The 16,543-nt window shown below is 64.1% G+C and carries 21 protein-coding genes; 2 read left to right on the forward strand and 19 right to left on the reverse strand.

Translation table 11 applies throughout. From position 1 onward, the window contains the following. Window positions 1–3: 3 nt before the first annotated feature. From AC3WJM_RS00345 to AC3WJM_RS00385, 9 genes are read right to left on the reverse strand one after another with little or no spacing between them, the layout of a single operon-like run. Window positions 4–1,005: a hypothetical protein gene (locus AC3WJM_RS00345; protein WP_492270960.1), complete on the reverse strand. Its 1,002-nt coding sequence runs from the start codon at window positions 1,003–1,005 to the stop codon at window positions 4–6. Next, a complete protein-coding gene (locus AC3WJM_RS00350; RefSeq protein ID WP_492270961.1) occupies window positions 983–3,028 on the reverse strand; it encodes a flagellar biosynthesis protein FlhA in 2,046 nt (681 codons plus the stop codon). Before AC3WJM_RS00350 ends, AC3WJM_RS00345 begins: the two co-directional genes overlap by 23 nt. Next, window positions 3,025–4,113 (reverse strand): EscU/YscU/HrcU family type III secretion system export apparatus switch protein, encoded by a 1,089-nt coding sequence (locus AC3WJM_RS00355; RefSeq protein ID WP_492270962.1) that lies wholly within the window; start codon window positions 4,111–4,113, stop codon window positions 3,025–3,027. The genes AC3WJM_RS00350 and AC3WJM_RS00355 overlap by 4 nt, the downstream gene beginning before the upstream one ends. Beyond that, the gene (locus tag AC3WJM_RS00360; protein ID WP_492260642.1) at window positions 4,113–4,871 is read right to left on the reverse strand and encodes a flagellar biosynthetic protein FliR; all 759 of its coding nucleotides are present in this window, start codon (window positions 4,869–4,871) and stop codon (window positions 4,113–4,115) included. Before AC3WJM_RS00360 ends, AC3WJM_RS00355 begins: the two co-directional genes overlap by 1 nt. Before the next feature lies 1 nt (window position 4,872). Further along, a complete protein-coding gene (gene fliQ / locus AC3WJM_RS00365) occupies window positions 4,873–5,148 on the reverse strand; it encodes a flagellar biosynthesis protein FliQ (RefSeq protein WP_492270963.1) in 276 nt (91 codons plus the stop codon). Beyond that, window positions 5,148–5,966: a flagellar type III secretion system pore protein FliP gene (gene fliP / locus AC3WJM_RS00370; protein WP_441432746.1), complete on the reverse strand. Its 819-nt coding sequence runs from the start codon at window positions 5,964–5,966 to the stop codon at window positions 5,148–5,150. The genes fliQ and fliP overlap by 1 nt, the downstream gene beginning before the upstream one ends. A 53-nt stretch (window positions 5,967–6,019) precedes the next feature. Next, the gene (gene fliO, locus AC3WJM_RS00375; RefSeq protein ID WP_307052748.1) at window positions 6,020–6,547 is read right to left on the reverse strand and encodes a flagellar biosynthetic protein FliO; all 528 of its coding nucleotides are present in this window, start codon (window positions 6,545–6,547) and stop codon (window positions 6,020–6,022) included. Then, complete coding sequence (fliN, locus tag AC3WJM_RS00380; protein ID WP_284989593.1) at window positions 6,548–7,291, reverse strand: flagellar motor switch protein FliN; 744 nt, start codon at window positions 7,289–7,291, stop codon at window positions 6,548–6,550. Continuing rightward, window positions 7,288–8,184, reverse strand: a complete 897-nt coding sequence (locus AC3WJM_RS00385; RefSeq protein ID WP_284989592.1) for a flagellar motor switch protein FliM — start codon at window positions 8,182–8,184, stop codon at window positions 7,288–7,290. The genes fliN and AC3WJM_RS00385 overlap by 4 nt, the downstream gene beginning before the upstream one ends. 150 nt (window positions 8,185–8,334) lie before the next feature. Between AC3WJM_RS00385 and AC3WJM_RS00390 the strand changes: the two genes are divergently transcribed. Then, window positions 8,335–8,640 carry a hypothetical protein gene (locus AC3WJM_RS00390; RefSeq protein ID WP_284989591.1) on the forward strand — a complete coding sequence of 102 codons (306 nt, stop codon included), beginning with the start codon at window positions 8,335–8,337 and terminating at the stop codon, window positions 8,638–8,640. Between the two features lie 22 nt (window positions 8,641–8,662). On the opposite strand, the gene AC3WJM_RS00395 is transcribed toward AC3WJM_RS00390, so the two are convergent. The 10 genes from AC3WJM_RS00395 to AC3WJM_RS00440 form a co-directional block, all read right to left on the reverse strand. Beyond that, window positions 8,663–9,376, reverse strand: a complete 714-nt coding sequence (locus AC3WJM_RS00395; RefSeq protein ID WP_059388224.1) for a GAF and ANTAR domain-containing protein — start codon at window positions 9,374–9,376, stop codon at window positions 8,663–8,665. Window positions 9,377–9,385: 9 nt separating this feature from the next. Then, the gene (locus AC3WJM_RS00400) at window positions 9,386–10,060 is read right to left on the reverse strand and encodes a GAF and ANTAR domain-containing protein (protein ID WP_059388225.1); all 675 of its coding nucleotides are present in this window, start codon (window positions 10,058–10,060) and stop codon (window positions 9,386–9,388) included. A 94-nt stretch (window positions 10,061–10,154) separates the two neighbouring features. Beyond that, a complete protein-coding gene (locus tag AC3WJM_RS00405; protein ID WP_059388226.1) occupies window positions 10,155–10,565 on the reverse strand; it encodes a VOC family protein in 411 nt (136 codons plus the stop codon). Window positions 10,566–10,631: 66 nt separating this feature from the next. Beyond that, the gene (gene modA, locus AC3WJM_RS00410) at window positions 10,632–11,444 is read right to left on the reverse strand and encodes a molybdate ABC transporter substrate-binding protein (RefSeq protein ID WP_307052745.1); all 813 of its coding nucleotides are present in this window, start codon (window positions 11,442–11,444) and stop codon (window positions 10,632–10,634) included. Continuing rightward, window positions 11,441–11,851 (reverse strand): TOBE domain-containing protein, encoded by a 411-nt coding sequence (locus AC3WJM_RS00415; protein WP_059388228.1) that lies wholly within the window; start codon window positions 11,849–11,851, stop codon window positions 11,441–11,443. The genes modA and AC3WJM_RS00415 overlap by 4 nt, the downstream gene beginning before the upstream one ends. 174 nt (window positions 11,852–12,025) lie before the next feature. Further along, complete coding sequence (locus AC3WJM_RS00420; protein ID WP_284989589.1) at window positions 12,026–12,466, reverse strand: helix-turn-helix transcriptional regulator; 441 nt, start codon at window positions 12,464–12,466, stop codon at window positions 12,026–12,028. An 82-nt stretch (window positions 12,467–12,548) separates the two neighbouring features. Continuing rightward, window positions 12,549–13,346, reverse strand: a complete 798-nt coding sequence (locus AC3WJM_RS00425) for an OmpA/MotB family protein (RefSeq protein ID WP_492270964.1) — start codon at window positions 13,344–13,346, stop codon at window positions 12,549–12,551. Further along, window positions 13,343–14,170, reverse strand: a complete 828-nt coding sequence (locus AC3WJM_RS00430; RefSeq protein WP_492270965.1) for a motility protein A — start codon at window positions 14,168–14,170, stop codon at window positions 13,343–13,345. Before AC3WJM_RS00430 ends, AC3WJM_RS00425 begins: the two co-directional genes overlap by 4 nt. Window positions 14,171–14,173: 3 nt before the next feature. Beyond that, window positions 14,174–14,428, reverse strand: coding sequence for a flagellar FlbD family protein (locus AC3WJM_RS00435; RefSeq protein ID WP_492270966.1), 255 nt, complete (start codon window positions 14,426–14,428; stop codon window positions 14,174–14,176). An 89-nt stretch (window positions 14,429–14,517) separates the two neighbouring features. Further along, window positions 14,518–15,267, reverse strand: a complete 750-nt coding sequence (locus tag AC3WJM_RS00440; protein ID WP_441432742.1) for an ABC transporter permease — start codon at window positions 15,265–15,267, stop codon at window positions 14,518–14,520. Between the two features lie 217 nt (window positions 15,268–15,484). Between AC3WJM_RS00440 and AC3WJM_RS00445 the strand changes: the two genes are divergently transcribed. After that, window positions 15,485–16,543: an iron ABC transporter substrate-binding protein gene (locus AC3WJM_RS00445; protein ID WP_306963051.1), complete on the forward strand. Its 1,059-nt coding sequence runs from the start codon at window positions 15,485–15,487 to the stop codon at window positions 16,541–16,543.

A 16,543-nucleotide genomic window follows, 5' to 3' on the forward strand; every position in this document is an offset into this window, starting at 1 on the left:
CTCTCAATCTACCTTTCCGAGCACGGCAACGCGGGCGGGCTTGCCGTCCACCCACCCGATGGGGAGACCCAGCCCGTTGACCGTCTCGGGACTTCCGGTCTCCGACGCGCCGAAAACAGCAAGGGCGTCAACCGTGACTCCCTCGGCGGCAAGGGCTGCGGAGAGCGCCCGGACCCAGGCCGCCGTGTCTTCAGCCTTCCGCCCGGCGTCAACAACCAGCCACAACTGGTCTGCGGCGAGCGCCGCGATGTCCGCCGCATGCGTCACGGTTTCGCCCTGCCGGCCGAGACCGTACGCCACCAGCACGGTTTGGCCGGTGAGCACCGCTTGGGCGCGCGCCGCCGTCGCGCCCTGGCGCCCCGCCACGTGGAGGTGCCCGAAAGCTGTCAACGCTCCGGCTGTCCGGACGTCGGAACCGCCCTCGGCGATGGACACTTCCAGCGCTGGTCCCAACGCGTCGTCGCCGAGGCCAAGCAGGATGATCAGGTTGCCGCTGCCGGTAAGCGGCACGGGTACGGCCACAGGAACGAGGTGCCCGACGGCGGCCGCCGGCAACGCGGTCGGCAACCCTTGCGGTCCGCAAACCGGCGCCTGGAACTCCTTTCCTAACTGCTCCAACATCCCGGCAAAATCCGGGGAGGCCGTTGAAACGGCTGCCTCGGGCCGGTGCAGGTCCATCTCGGCCGCGTCGGCTTGCTCCAGGAGCGCGGCGATCGCGGGCCCCTGCAACGCATGCGCCTCCCCGCCCGCAGGGCCCTCCCAACTAACTCGCAGTTGTTGTCGTTCTGGGCCGTCAGAACGACAACTATTGCTAGCTAGTTGGGATGAACCCGCTGCCGGAACTTCGATCGTGGCCTCGTAGCGATTGGCCGCGAAGAGCCCTGCGATTCCGGGGTTGGTGACCTTCTCGGCGGCGACGATCCGAGCCCCGGGCCCGTACTGCTGCTCGGCTTTTTGGCGGATGGCGTCCAGGGATGCGCCCTTAAGCTTGTATTGCTTCGGCATGGCGGACCACCCCCACGGTTTCGATCTGGATGTTTGCGGACGTCACTTCGCGGTAGGACAACACGGGAACACCGCCGTCGGGAGCTGCCACGAGCCGCCGGACGGCGGGGCGCAGCGCCGGGGCGCACACCAGGACAGCTTGCCGTCCGGCATTTGCCGCGGCCTCCACCGAAGACTGCACAGAGGCCAGGACGGCATCCAGCCGGGCTTGGCTCATCACGATCTGGGTACCCCCTTCGGCCGGACGCATGTCCTCAAGCATGGACTGCTCCAGGAGCGGATCGATCATGATGACATTGAGCACCGTGCCGTCCAGGAACTTGGCCGCGAGCGCCGGGCCGAGGGATTGCCGGGCGGTTTCGACCAGGGCCTCGGGCTCGGTGGAAACCTTGGCACGGAGGGCAAGGGCCTCGTAAATGCGCGGAAGATCGTTGATGGGGACCTGTTCTTCGAGGAGGCCCTGCAGCACCCGCTGCACCTCCGCCAGGGACATCAGCCCCGGAATAAGCTCCTCGACGGCGGCCGGGCTCTGCTTGCGCACGCCTTCCGTCAGCACCCTGACGTCCTCGCGGGTCAGGAGCCTTGCGGCGTTGGCGGACACGATCGACGACAAATGGGTCACCAGCACGGAAACCCGGTCGATCACCGTTGCTCCGGTCATTTCCGCGCTGTGGCGCATCTCGCTGGGAATCCACTTGCCGGCCAGCCCGAAGACAGGTTCCACGGTGGAGGTACCCGGCAAGGCGTCAAGGTAATCGCCGAGGGCCAGCAACTTGCCCGACGGCGCCGTGCCGCGTCCGGCTTCCACTCCGGCAATGCGGATGGCATAGGTGGACGGCGGCAGCTCGACGTTGTCGCGCGTGCGGACGGGTGGAATCACGATCCCCAACTCCATGGCGATCTTGTGGCGCAAGGAACGGACGCGGGCCAGGAGGTCGTCCGAGGCGCCGGAGACCATGTCAACAAGGTCCGGAGCCAGCAGGATCTCGACCGGGTGGACACGCATGTCCTGCATGAGCCGCTCGTTCGGGTCTTCTTCGGAGCTTAAGGTGGCCGCTTCCTTGGCGTCCTCCGCCTCGTTGTGCTTCTTCTGCTGCGCCTCGAGGCGCCTCGAGCCGAACAGCAGGGCAGCGCCCACCAGCAGGAAGGGCACGACTGGCATGCCGGGGATGAGCGCCATGGCGACGGCGGCCAGCCCCGCGATGAGCAAGGCGTTGGGCGACTGCATGAGCTGCGAGGAGGCCGTGCGGCCCATGTCTTCCTCGGCATTGGACCGGGTGACGATCATGCCCGTGGACACGGCCATGAGGAGGGCCGGAATCTGGGTGACCAGCCCGTCGCCCATGGTCAAGAGGCCGTAGGAACTCAGCGCGTCGCCGACATTCATGCCGCGCTGCAGCACGCCGATGGCAATGCCACCGACAAAGTTGATGATGATAATGATGATGCCCGCGATCGCATCGCCCTTGACGAATTTCGAGGCACCGTCCATCGCGCCGTAGAAATCGGCCTCGGCGGACACCTCGGCACGGCGTTTGCGGGCCTGGGCGTCAGTGATAAGGCCGGCGTTGAGGTCCGCGTCGATGGCCATCTGCTTGCCGGGCATTGCGTCGAGGGTGAACCTGGCTCCCACCTCGGCCACGCGCTCGGCGCCCTTGGTGACCACGACGAACTGGATGACCACCAGGATCAGGAACACCACGGCGCCGATGATCATGGAGCCGCCCACGGTGACCTTGCCGAAAGCGTCGATCACTTGCCCGGCGAATCCTTGTCCCAGCACCAGCCGGGTGGACGCGACGTTGAGCCCCAGCCGGAACAGCGTGGCCACGAGCAGCAATGACGGGAAGACGGAGAAGTCCAAGGGCTTCTTGACGAACATGCTCGTGAGCAGGATCAACAAGGCGAGCAGGATGTTGCAGACGATCAGGAAGTCCAGCAGCGGCGCGGGTACCGGAACAACTAGGAGCAGTACGATGCCCACGATTCCCACCGGCACGGTGAGCCTGGCGAATCTGTTCATTGCTGTGTCCTTTCTTGCGGCAAACGGTGCATTCCGCGTGCCGCTCCCCTGGCCTTGAGTGACATGACGAACGCCAGGACTCCCGCCACGGCCCGGTACAGCTCCACGGGGATTTCCTGGCCCAGCTCGCAGGCCGAGTGCAGTGCCCTCGCCAGCGGGATGTCTTGGACCATCGGAACCGATGTCGCCTCCGCTTCTTCCCTGATGCGGGCAGCGATCACCCCCGCTCCCTTGGCCACGACGCGCGGTGCCGCTTTACCGGCGTCGTACTTCAGCGCGACGGCGACGTGCGTCGGGTTGACGATCACGACGTCGGCGTCCGCGATCGCGCCGATCATGCGGTTCCGGCTCATGCTCAATTGGCGCGAACGCCGCTGGGACTTGATCAGGGGATCGCCGTCGCTGTTCTTGTTTTCGTCCTTGATTTCTTTCTTGGACATGCGCGTCTTCTTGCGGTTGCGGCGCATGACCACGAAGATGTCCGCGGCAGCTAGGACCAGGCCCGCCAGCACGGCGAACTGGATCAACGAACCGATGCCCCCGACTGCTGCCGAAAGGATGCCGGACACCGGCAGTCCCCCGGCAGTGAGCAGCACCGGGATGAGCCCCTGCACAACGGCGTAAAGGACAAGTCCGACGACGGCGGTCTTGAGGAGCGCTTTCAGGCCGCCCCACAGTGCCTGGGTGCCGAAGATCCGCTTGAGGCCACTGAGGAGGTTGAAGTGCTCGAACTCGGCGCGGAACTTCTTGAAGTGGATGCCGCCCTGCAGCGCGGATCCGGCGAGCACCACCACCATGACCACCCCGAACAGGGGCCCCAGCACTTGGGCCAGGGAACCGAACCCGGCGTCGAGCGCCGCGACGGCTTTGCCGGGCTCGGGGTTCGCGATGACTCCGCGGACGGTGAACAGTTGGTCAGCCGCAGCGTTGGAGGCACGCTCGATGGTGGACGGAATCATGGCCGCGGCGGATCCGACGGCGAGCCAGGCGGTGAGGTCCTGCGAGCGGGAAAGCTGCCCTTTGGACCGGACTTCCCGCATCCGTTTGTCCGTGGCTTGCTCGGTTTTCTCTTGTGAATCCGACATCAGCCCACCCCCATCAGTGTGTTCGCCGCTTGCTCGGCGAGCATGGCAACGAGGCGCGGCAGTGCCAGGAACAGGAACCCTGCAAGCCCGAGGGTGATGAGGACCTTGAGCGGGAAGCCCAGGGCAAAAGCATTCAGGGCGGGCGCTACACGGGTGAGGAGCCCCAGCCCGATATCGGCGAGTACCAACACCACAAGGAGCGGCCCGGCGATTTGCACCGCGGAGAGGAACATCCCGGTGACAGCCGAAATCATCGCGTGCACCGGCTGTGCCAAATCCAGTCCTCCAGCCAGCGGCAAGGCCGTGAAACTCCCGGTCAAGCCGCCGATCATCAGTTGGTAGCCGTCCGAGGCGAAAAGCAGGGCCAGGGCGGCCATCTGCATCAACCGGGTGAATTGGGCCCCGTTGATCATCATCTGGGGATCGAAGCCCTGGGCCATCTGGAAGCCGCTGAAGAGGTCTATCAGGCTGCCGGCCGATTGGATGGCCGCGAAGACGAGCAGAACGAGGAAGCCAAGGACCAACCCGGTCACGAGCTCAAGGACCACGGCCGCGATGAAGCCGGCGGTGTCCTTGGAGGCGTAGCCGGCGGAGAGACGTTGGGAAACGGCGAGCCCCAATCCGATGCCGAGCATCCCTTTGATCCGCAGCGGAATAGTTTGGTGCGAGAAGGGCGGGGCCACCACCAGGAACGCCGTCATCCGGACGGAGGCCAACAAGAGGACCTCAAGCCAGGACTGGTTGAAGGGCAGCTCCACTTCACGCTCCGCCGATCAGCGCGGGTATCCGGGCAAAGAGCTCGTTGGTGAAGGAGACGGCCTCGGTGATCATCCAGTGCCCGCACACCACCAGGGCCACGGCCACGGCGACTGCCTTGGGCACGAAGGAGAGAGTGGCTTCCTGAAGCTGAGTGATGGATTGCAGGAGGGAAATGGCGAGGCCCACCACTAGCGCGGTCACCAAGGCGGGCGCGGCCAGCTTGGCCGCAAGAATCAGGGCCTGGAGGCAAATGTCCAGGACTGCGTGGGTATCCATCAGCCGCTCGAATAGCTCTGGATCAGGGCGGTGATCACCAATCCCCAGCCGTCCACCAGGATGAACAGCAGGATTTTGAAGGGCAACGAGATCATCACCGGCGGAAGCATCATCATGCCCATGGACATCAGCGCGGCCGAGACCACCAGGTCGATCACCAGGAACGGAATGAAAATGACGAAACCGATGATGAACGCTGCCCTGAGCTCGGAGATCATGAACGCGGGGATAAGGGTTTGTAGCGGGACCGATTGCGGGTTGGCCGGGTTATCCAGTTTGGCCGCCCGGGTCATGAGGGCAATGTCTTCTTGGCGGGTGTGGGCCACCATGAAGTGCTGGAGCGGCGCGGACCCCGCCGAAACGGCTCCGTTGAAGTCCAGTGTTCCGTTCAGGTAGGGCTGGATGCCGACGTTGTTGATCTCCGAGATCACGGGCCACATTACGAACAGGGACAGGAAAAGCGCCAGTCCGGCCAGCACCTGGTTGGGCGGGATGGACGGGAGGGACAAGGCGTTGCGGGTCATCGCCAGCACCACGAAGATCTTGGTGAACGAGGTCATCATGAGCAGCAGGGCAGGCGCGACCGAGAGTAGCGTGATCCCGATCAGGGTCACCACCGCCGTGGATGGCTTTCCATCGAGGCCATTGATATTGATGCTGACGTTGCCGTTCGACGGCTGCGCCGGCGCGGTGGGAACTGCGGGCGCGGTGGGTGGCGTCGGGCTGACCGGTGCCGCATGTCCAATTGACGCGCCGAGCCACAGGAAGAGGGCTGTCAGCAACAGGACGCAGAGCACCGCGGGAAGTGTCCTGCGCACGGCCAGCAATATCCTGCCGGTGCGTGGGGCACCGGCAGGCCCAAGAGTCAGGATCAATTCCGGCGTCCCCTGATGGCCTCGGCGGCCTGCCGCCAGGTGGAACCGGCAAGGATGGAGCCGTGCATGGGCTGTGTTTTGTCCGGTTCGCTGCGGCGGTGGATCTCGCTGCGGCGCGTGAGTGCGCTGCCTTGAAATGCAGCGGCTTGAAGCCCACTGCCTTCAAATGCGGCGGCTTGGGGCCCCTTGTCCGCACGTGCCGCGCTACCGGCGTCGCGGAAGATGTCGGCAAAGCTCTCGGGTGCGGGAGCGGTCTCCAGAACCTCCACGGGGACGTCGCTGCTATGCAGGACGTTGATGGCGTGCTCGGTGACACCCAAAAGGAAGCGTTTGTCGCCGGCGTCGACCACCACTACGGAGGCCTTCTGTCCGACACTCTGCCGGCTGACCACCGTCAGCGTGGTGTTGGCCCGGCGTCGGCCCTTGGCCTTTCCTTTGAGAAGGCGGCGCTGCAGGACCCAAATGAGCCCCAGCACCGCGCCCAAGGCCACGAGCACGCGCAGCCCGAGGATGAGCGAATCCATCTAGTAGATTCCCTCGGCGACGTCCAGGATGCGGGTAATGCGCACGGCATAGTCCTGGTCCACGACGACCACTTCACCGTGGGCAATCAGCCGTCCGTTGAGGAGGACGTCCGCGGGTGCACCCGCCGAGCGGTCCAGTTCGATCACTTTGCCCGGTTCCAGGGCGAGGGCGTCGCGCACGGACATACGGGTGCGGCCGATTTCCACGGTGAGGGCCATTTCGACGTTGCTGATCAGTCCAAGGCGTGACGAAACGGCACCCACCTGGGCGTTCCGTGCGGCGGCCGCGTCCTGGACGGTCCCGTGTTCGCGGACCCGCACGGCGAACCAGCCGAATGCCTGCCCGCCGTCGGACGCGGGAGATTGACGCAATTCAAAAACAGCGGTTTCGGAGTCGGACAGCAGTCCGGTGGCGTCTTCTTCACGCAACTCCCCCAGCACGCCGGCGTCGAACGCGTCAGCCGCGTGTTCAATCGCGGGGCGCAGTACGTCAACGACGGACACGACTCCGCCGGAGACGACGCCGTTCAACCCGCCGGCAGCGGCAAGGAAGGAACGGTCGGTGAGGATGAGTGCGAAGTCCGCGGTCACGGCGCCGACGAAAGTGGCAGTGATCGCGAGGGGTGCATATGGCGCAGCGGCTTGGGGCGGGACAATCCCGGAGACGCGCAGCGTTGCAAGGGTCGGCAGCTGCATCGCCAAACGCTCGGCCGCGGACTCGTGCAGGGTCAGGGTGATGCTCATCGCTGGTTCTCCTCGATTGTGACGATGACGGCGGCTGCACGGGAGCCGTTGCGGGCCGGTGCTGCGGTGGCCAGGCGGGTGCCGTTGATGGCGACGTCGAACGGCCGGTTCTCCAGGTGCGGCAGCGGAATGACATCCCCGACGGCGAGGCCCAGGATCTGCGCGGGCGTCACCGGGGTGGGGCTCAACTGGATGGCGACGTCCACCGGCACCTGGGTGACCTGGGCGCGGACAAGCGCCTCGGCGTCGCGGCTGTGGACAGTGGGATTCACGTCGCCAAGCCCGGAAAGGAGGATGTCGGCGGGAATCGCGAGGCTGGCTGCGGCAAGGCTTTCGCCCACCTTCACGGTGAAGGAGGCCACGATCATGAGCTCTGCCGGAGCCGCGGCTTGGGCGAACTGGGAGTTGTACTGGATAACGTCCATGCGCACAGGGGTGGTCAGCAGGGCGCCAAGGGAATAGCTCAGGTCCTCGAGTCCGTCTTCCACCATGCGGCTGATGAGGGACTGCTCGATCTGGGTGAACTTACGATCCGGGACCGCCGTCTCGCTGGCCCCGCCCAGCATGCGGGTGACCCAGGACAATGCCGCCGTGGCAGGAAACTGCATGACCAGCCGCGATTCGCTGCCCTCAATGCGGCACAGCACCATCGCCGTGACCGAAGGGAGGGATGCGGCGTATTCGTCGTAGCTCTGCATGATGAGCTGTTCAAGGGTCGCGGTGGACTTCACGCGGACCTTGGCCGTCAGCTGTGTTCCCCATTGGCGGGCGAACGTCTCGAAGGCGACTTCCAGGACGCGGCTGTGCTGTCGCGGCAAGGTGGTGGGCCTGCGGAAGTCATAGACGTCCACGGTGCGCTGCCGTCCCGCCGATTGATCTTCCTGTTCACTCACGGTTGCCACTATCGGCAAGGAAAGTGCAGGGGTAAGGGACTATTTATCAGAGCCTTTCCGCGTGATGGCATGTCGGATAGGCTAGGTGTGTTGCCCTGGACCCTGGCAGCGCCAATCGTCGGCGCACGCTCCAGGAGGACATCACACATCATGCCAGGCGACCCCAGCACCCGCACCTCCCACGCCCGGCGTCCCGCGGCCACAGCAGAGTCCGAAGCTTGGCGGGATTACCCGTTGGCGGAGATCGACGAACTCATCGCGGAGCTAAAAATAAAAGTGGCGCGCTTTACGTTCTTCCGGTCGATCCAATTCGGCGATGAGAATTCGGAACCCGGAAACGGGGCTGCCTTCGAATCGATGATGGATGCTCTCGAGGACATTTCGGCGGCAGCACTGGGCATCGAATTAGCGTCCCACCAGGAATTTCTCCGGATTCGCCCGGTTACCAGACCCTAGCTCGGCGGACGGTCTTTGCCGCCTATAGAGTCAGGGTCCGGTTGATGACACGCGCTGCCGTGTCATGCAGATTCTGGTTGTTGGCGCGTGCAAATGAGCGCAAGCGCCCGAACGCCTCTTCCATGTTGACTCCGGCAGTGTAGGCAATGACCCCCTTGGCCTGTTCGATGAGGACCCGGCTGTTCAGGGCGCGCTGAAGCTGTTCGTTGACAACCGCCGATTCGCGGATGGTGCGTTCCTGCAGGATGCCGATCGTCGCAACGTCCGCCAGCGCTTGGCCGATGGCAACGTCCTCGGGCGTCAGGGCGCCGGACCGTTCGCCGAATAGACCCATGGCTCCGATGGTTCTTCCTTGAACGCGCATCGGTACCGCGTGGACGGAACGGAATCCCTGCGAAAGGGCGGCCGCCCGGAATTCGTCCCATTGGCCGGTCAAGGACGCTATGTCCTCCACGACCACCGGCGTTCCTGTCCGGTAGCACTCAACACAAGGACCGGAGCCCGCCTGCAGCTGGAGTATTTCAACCAGCTGGCTTCGCTCGCTGGTGGAGGCCAGGACTTGCAGCTCGCCGTGAGGATCTGCAAGCAGCAACCCGGCGGCGGCGGCATCGAGCAGATCCACGGATGCCTCGACGAGCGCATGGAGCAAGTCCAGCACGTCGTAGTCAGCGACCAACGTGTTCGTGATCTTTACGAAGGCCGCGCTGACGCGCTCGGCGCGGCTTGTCGTCACCATGTCGCCATATTACTGCAGACCGCCGCTGCCGTGCGCGTCATTCCCCGGGGCAAAACTCAGGCGTCCCTGCAGCACTGCCTCGGCTGTTTCGCGCAATGTCAGCGCATGCGCGAACGCGTGTGCACGCATCAACAAAAGTGCATCGGCAGCGGAACTCCCTGATTGTGCCAGGACCATTCCCGTGGCCTGGTGGATCTCCCGCCGGGACATCAACGCCGCTTCCACGGCGGGGTTTGTGTCGGGCGAGTTCACCGACAGAACCCCTCGCAACAAATGCCATGCCGTTTGGCCGGCAAGGACCGATGCTGTCGCATAATCGGCGTAACTCAGGCTCCCCGGTTTCGTATTGTGGAGCTCCACAACCCCGAGCTCCAAAGCGCCCAGGGTCACCGGGAACACAAACAGCGCCGCAGCTTCGGTCTCCAGGACTGCTTTGCTGAAAACCGGCCACGAGTACGGATGCGAATTTCGCACATCGGGGACAAGAACCGGGAGCTTGGTGCGCAAGGCTTCCCACCTTGGACCTTCCCCCAAATCAAACTGCAGCTCATCAAGCTTGGCCGCCAGTTTGTCGCTAGCGCACACGAGGGTCTCCGACGCGGCCCCGCCGAACATGGACACGGCTGCACCGCTTACTGGTAGCTGGGTCAGAAACGGCGTACAGAGCTCAGCGCCAGCATCCATGGTGAGCCTCAGATCCCCGAATCTTCCTTTGCGGCAGAACCCGGTTGAACGCGGAACCGGAACAGCTGCTCTTCACCGCTAAGAATAGACCAAGCTACGCGGCCGGAGCCTGCGAAATCCTCACCATGTTGCCCGAAGGATCGCGGAAGGCGCAGTCACGGGGACCCCACGGCTGGTCGATCGGCTCCTGCATGACCTCCGCGCCGGACGCCCTGACCTTCTCGAAGAGCGTGTCGACGTCGTCGGAGCGGAAGACGATCGGCCCCAGGACACCCTTGGTGAGCAGCTCCTGGAGGGAGTCGCCGTCGGCCTTGGACCGGCCCGCATGCGGTTCGGATAGCACGATTTCAACACCCGGCTGGTCCTTGCTGCCGAGAGTCACCCACCGGAATCCGCCTTGCGCGACGTCGTTGAGCACCTCAAGGCCGAGGGCGTCCCGGTAGAAGGTGAGCGCTTCGTCGGGATCGTTGACAGTGATATGTGAGTACTGCAATGAAATAGTCATGGCAACGACGTTAGTCCGGGGCGTTGACGAGCGCTTCTTGAATCCTGCTCGCTTCTTTCCGGAGGGTCACGGCGTTCCGAAGCCGGCGTCGCCGAGCACCTTCTTGCCTTCGCTTCCCGTCACCAAGGCGATGAACGCGGCAGCCAGGTCCTTGTTCTTGCTGGTGCCAACGGTGCCGATCGGGTAGGTGTTGACGGCCTTGTCCGACTCCGGGAAAGTGATGCCCTTGACCTTGTCCCCTGCGCCCTTGACGTCGGTGACGTAGACGAGTCCGGCGTCGGCCTCCCCTGAGGCGACCTTGCCCAGGACGTCAGTCACGGAAGACTCTTCACTGACGGGCTTCAGGGTTGTGCCGGTGGCCTTTTCGATGGTTTGGGCCGCGGAGCCGCAGGGTACCTGGCTGGCGCAGAGCACCACCTTGACGCCCGGCTTGGCGAGGTCCTCGAAGGAACTGATCGACGCCGGGTTGGACGGCGGGACGGCAATGGTCAGGACGTTGGTGGCGAAGTTCTTGGCCGTTCCGTCGAGCAGCTTGGCGTCGGAAAGCTTGCCCATGTTCTTCGTGTCAGCCGAGGCAAAGACGTCCGCCGGAGCGCCTTGGGTGATCTGGGTGACGAGGTCAGAAGACCCGGCGAAGCTCAGGGCCACTTTTGTACCCGGGTTCGCAGCTTCGAATTCGCTGGCCAGCTTGGTGAACGTTGCCTTCAGCGAGGCAGCCGCGTAAACCGTCACCGTGCCGGAGAGCTTTGGTGTTTCGCTTGCGCTGGCGGATCCGCCGTTTGCGGTGCCTGCGGGAGTGCTTGAACCGCAGCCTGTCATGCCGGCCGCGAGGGCGCCGGCGACGAGCACCGCGGCGAAAGGTTTGGGGATGATCCTCATATGGTGCTCTTTCCTTGGGGAGTTTCGATGATGACCGTGGTGGCCTTGACCACGGCTGTGGCGACCGAGCCGAGTTCGAGCCCGAGCTCGCGGACCGCTTCGCTGCTCATGAGGGAGACGACCCGGAAGGGACCGCACTGCAGTTCCACTTGTGCCATGACCTTGTCGGCCGTGATGCCGGTGACCAGGCCGACGAAACGGTTGCGCGCCGAGCGGCCCACCCGGGTGGGATCCTCGGGCAGCTGGGCCTGGTCCCGCGCGACGTGGGCAAGTTCCAGCCCATCCACGGCCAGCCGGCCTGAATCATCCTTGACCGGAGTCAGGATGCCGTTCTCGGTCCAACGCCGGACGGTGTCGTCGCTGACGCCGAGGAACCGGGCCGCTTCAGATACTCGAATATTTGGCATGGCTTCAGAATAATCCTCAAATGCGGTGGTGACGCTATGAAACTTCCGCAAATCAAATGTGACCCGTATTTCCGGCGGCGCTCTGCCCGGGTTAGTGGACGTCCCGGACGCAGCAGAGGTCCCGCCCCATCGGGGCGGAACCTCAGTTGAAGTCGTGGCCGGCTACGGCCTGAGTCAGTCTGCGCCGACCGCCAGCGCTTCCAGACGCTTGCTGGCTTCGTTTCGGCTGGGCCGCGTACGTATCTTCGCGACGCACGCGGGCATGGCAGCCACGGCCAGGTGCTCGCGGGCGCGGTATGTGCTCGGCGGCACGCCGACGAGTTCAGTGAACCGCGAGCTGAAGGAGCCAAGTGACGTACAACCGACCTCCATGCACGCGTCGGTGACGCTCATTCCGCCGCGCAGGAGCGCCATCGCGCGCTCGATCCGGCGGGTCATGAGGTAGTTGTAAGGGGTCTCGCCATAGGCGGCGCGGAACTGCCGCGAAAAGTGCGCCGGTGACATGAACGCATGGCTGGCCATGGTGGGTACGTCGAGAGGCTTGGCGTACTCGCGGTCGATCAGGTCACGGGCCTTGCGCAAGTACGTGAGCCGGGCGATGTCTTCCGGGGTCATGCCACGAGCGTACCTCGGCACGCCCGTCACTTCCATGGTGCCCGACGCCGTCCCGTCACCGCCGCGACAAGCGCACCGGCCGCTATTCGCCGCCGGCCCTCGCCTTGAGCGCCTCGGGGATCAGGGCGCGGACCACTTCGGGCCGGTCCGAGAGGACGACGACGTCGACCCTGCGGTTGAGTTCCATCAGCGCCTCGGTGGAATCATCGTTGACCTGCCTGGCGGATCCGAAGGCAACGGCGCCGATGTGCCCTGGAGAAATTCCTCCATGGTCGACGAGGTACCTGAGGACGTTGACGGAGCGGGCGGAAGAAAGCTCCCACGTAGAGGGGTATGAGGTGACTCCGTTGGCCGCGTGGCCTTCCACCATGATTTCAAGGGCCGCCTTCGCCATGGTCGGGGCGATCATTCCAAGGACCTGGCTCGCGCGGGGCGTCAGTTCCGGCCGGTCGGGTTCGAAGAAGGTCTGCGATCCTACGAGTTTCACGGTGAGTCCGCGTTCGTTGATCTGGAACTGCACATTGGCTCCCAGCCCCGCGGCGTCGAGCTTGGACTTCATGTCGTCGCGCAAAGCGGTGAGCCGGGCCGCTTCCTTGAGTGCGAGGTCCAAGTTGGAGAATCCCTGGGCGTCGGCGCTGGTGTATTCCGGCGGAACGACCGTCCCGCTGGCGGTGTCGACCTTCTGGCTGGCCACCGCGCCGAACCCGGTGGCGAGAGAATTGCGGAGTTTGTCGAATTTGGCCTGGTCCACGGTGGACATTGCGAAGAGCACGATGAACATGCACATGAGCACCGTGACCATGTCCATATAGGAAGCCATCCAGCGTTCGTCGACGTGTTCTTCCGCCGGAGGTGAACCGCGGCGGCGCCGGGACCTCATGCGGCCTTGGACGAAGCGAATTTGCCGGGGCGGGCTTCGTCGTCGTCGCCCTTCTTTCCGGATTTCGCCTTGCCGAGGCGGTCCGGGGGAACCATGGCGCGGAGCCGTTCGGCGAGCAGGAGGGGCTGGGTCCCGTTCTGTACCGCCAGCATGCCCTCCATCAGGAGGGTCATGCGTTCGATTTCGAGCTCGGACAGTCGCTTGAGCCGCGAACTGAACGGCAGCCAAATGAAGTTCGCGGACAACAAACCCCAGAGCGTGGCCACGAAAGCGGAGGCGATCATTGGTCCCAGATGATCGGGTGAGGAGAGGTTTTCAAGGACGTGGGTCAGCGATACCACGGTGCCGATAATGCCGATGGTCGGCGCGTAGCCGCCCAGGCTCGCGAAGAACTTGGCGGAGACGTGGTCGCTGCGCATCTTGGAATCGATCTCGTCCTCCATGAGGATGCGCAATTCTTCGGCATCGGTGCCGTCGGCGATGTTCTGGAGGGCCCGGGCCACGAACGGATCCTTCTCGTCCGCGGCCGCCTCTTCGAGGGAGAGAAGCCCCTCGCTCCGCGCCTTCTCGGCAAGGCTGATCAGCTGGTCGATACTGTCCTGCGGCTTGTCGGTCTTTCCTTTGAACGCTTTGGGGAGGTCCTTGAACGCCCGCACGGTATCGCGGAACGTGTTCCCGGCAAGACCTACGGCCAGGGTGGCACCGAAAACCAGGACCATGGGCGCGGGAAGCAGGAGGGCCATGAGATTGGCGTCTTCGAGGGTCACCATGGCGACCACCGAGCCGAAGGCCAGGAACAGGCCGATTATTGTTGAGGGATCCATGGCTTACCTTCCGTCCGAGTCCGGTGTGCGCACGAGGCTCAAGGGATAGCCCGTGACGGTGGGGAGGTCCTGCGCCCGCCGAAGAATATAGGCGCGGTAGTTCGCAATTAGTTCCACGACCTCCGCAAGGCTTTCGCGCACAACATAGGTAGCGCCGTCGAGGGTCACCAGATGGGTGTCCGGGCTTTCGTGGATCCGTTCAATGATGTCCGGATTCACGGCAAAGCTGGTGCCGTTCAGGCGGGTGACAACGATCATGGGCCGTTTCTGCTTTAGGTAGGGAGGCGCTTGTAGGAGTGCGGTTCAGTTCCTACTGTCGGCCGGAGGCTCGCTCCCGTTAGGCAGTGTCAGCGCAGCGTCGCTGGGCGCACGCGGACCGGTGCGAGGATTCCGATGATCATGACGGCGGTGATGGAACCTGCCGCCATGATCGCCGCGAGCACCACGATCTGGAAGCGCCCTGCCTCAAAGGGAGAAACCCCGCCAAAAATCGCCCCGACGAACGCGCCGGGCAGGGTGACAAGTCCCGTCGTCTTGGTTTGATCGGTTGACGGGATCAGGGCCGAATAGACGCTCCGCCGGGCAAGATCAAGGGTTGCCTGCCTCGGGGTGGCACCGAGCGCGAGCCAACCCTCGACTTCCTCCCAGTGCTCGTAAACGGATTCCTTGAAGCGCCGGCCGGCCAGGACTGCGATGGTCATGCCGTTGCCAATGACGATGCCGCCGATGGCGAGCGCATAGCGGGGAGTGAACGCGATGGCTCCCGTCGCGAAAATGACGGCGAGCGTCATTCCGATGCCAGCGGCCATGGAGCCGCTGACCAAGCCCAAATGATGAAGGCTCCAGCCAATGCGTCGCGTGGCACTCATCGCGGCCACGGCAAACATCACCAGCAGGGCTACTGCCACCCATAGCGGGCTGGTGATCACACCGCCCAGAACAAAACTGATCGCGGCCAGTTGCACGGCTCCGCGAAGGATGGCCAGTGCGGGAGCGAAAGGGTGAGGGGTGCGGAACGCCAAGAGCAGTGCCAACGTGGCCGCCATCAGGACGCCGACGCCGAGGAAGGTCGGCAGGAATTCGGCGAGACCGGGCATGGAGCCAGCTTATCGACTGCCGCAAGGCACTCGCTCAACCGACGACACACCACCTCCATGCATTAGGTCATGTAAATCTTGCGTAATACATGTGATTCCCGTCACAATAGGGCATTCTGGATGGAAGTTTAGGTATGGCTAACCTAAAGTTTCAAGCTGTGAGCCCGCACCCACTTCCCCCGGGCTCCCTTGGATTTGCTCGCAGAAAGAAGCCCTCATGAAGATCCGCGCACATGCGCTGGCCGGCATCGCACTCGCCGCCACTGCAGCCCTGAGCCTGGCCGCTTGCGGCAACGGCACCGCCTCCTCCGCAGCCCCCGAGTCCGCTGCTACTTCCACTAAAGTGGGTGGCGAAATCACCGTCTACAACGCCCAGCACGACACCCTGACCAAGGAATGGGTGGACGCGTTCACCAAGCAGACCGGCGTCAAGGTCACCATCCGCCAGGGTTCCGACACCGAGCTCTCCAACCAGATCATCCAGGAAGGCGCGGCATCCCCGGCCGACGTCTTCCTCACGGAGAACTCCCCAGCGATGGCCCAGGTTGAGAACGCCGGCCTCTTCGCGGACATCGACAAGGCCACTGTGGACCAGGTCCCGGCCGCGTACCGTCCGTCCACCAACAAATGGACCGGCATCGCCGCCCGCTCCACTGTCCTGGTGTACGACAAGACCAAGATCAGCGACGACAAGCTGCCCAAGTCCATGCTGGACCTGGCCAAGCCGGAGTGGAAGGGCAAGTGGGCTGCTTCGCCGTCCGGCGCTGACTTCCAGGCAATCGTTGCCGCCCTGCTCGAACAAAAGGGCGAAGCAGCCACCTCCGAGTGGCTCAAGGGCATGAAGGACAACTTCAAGGCATACAAGGGCAACAGCACCGCCATGAAAGCCGTCAACGCCGGCGAAATCGACGCCGCCTTGATCTACCACTACTACTACTATGGCGACCAGGCGAAGACCGGCGAGAACTCCAAGAACGTCACCCCGTACTTCTTCAAGAACCAGGACCCCGGCGCCTTCCTGTCCGTCTCCGGCGGCGGCGTGCTGAAATCCTCCAAGAACTCCGCAGCTGCCCAGGCCTTCATCAAGTTCGTCACCGGCAAGCAGGGCCAGGAAGTCCTCAAGAACGGGACCTCCTACGAATACGCGATCGCTTCCAACGTCGACTCGAACGCTAAACTCGTTCCCATCAAGGATCTGCAAGCTCCCACGGTGGATCCGGCCAAATTGAACTCCGCAAAGGTCACCGACCTGATGACCAAGGCAGGACTGCTGTAA

The organism is Arthrobacter sp. FW306-1B-G06A (assembly GCF_058781765.1).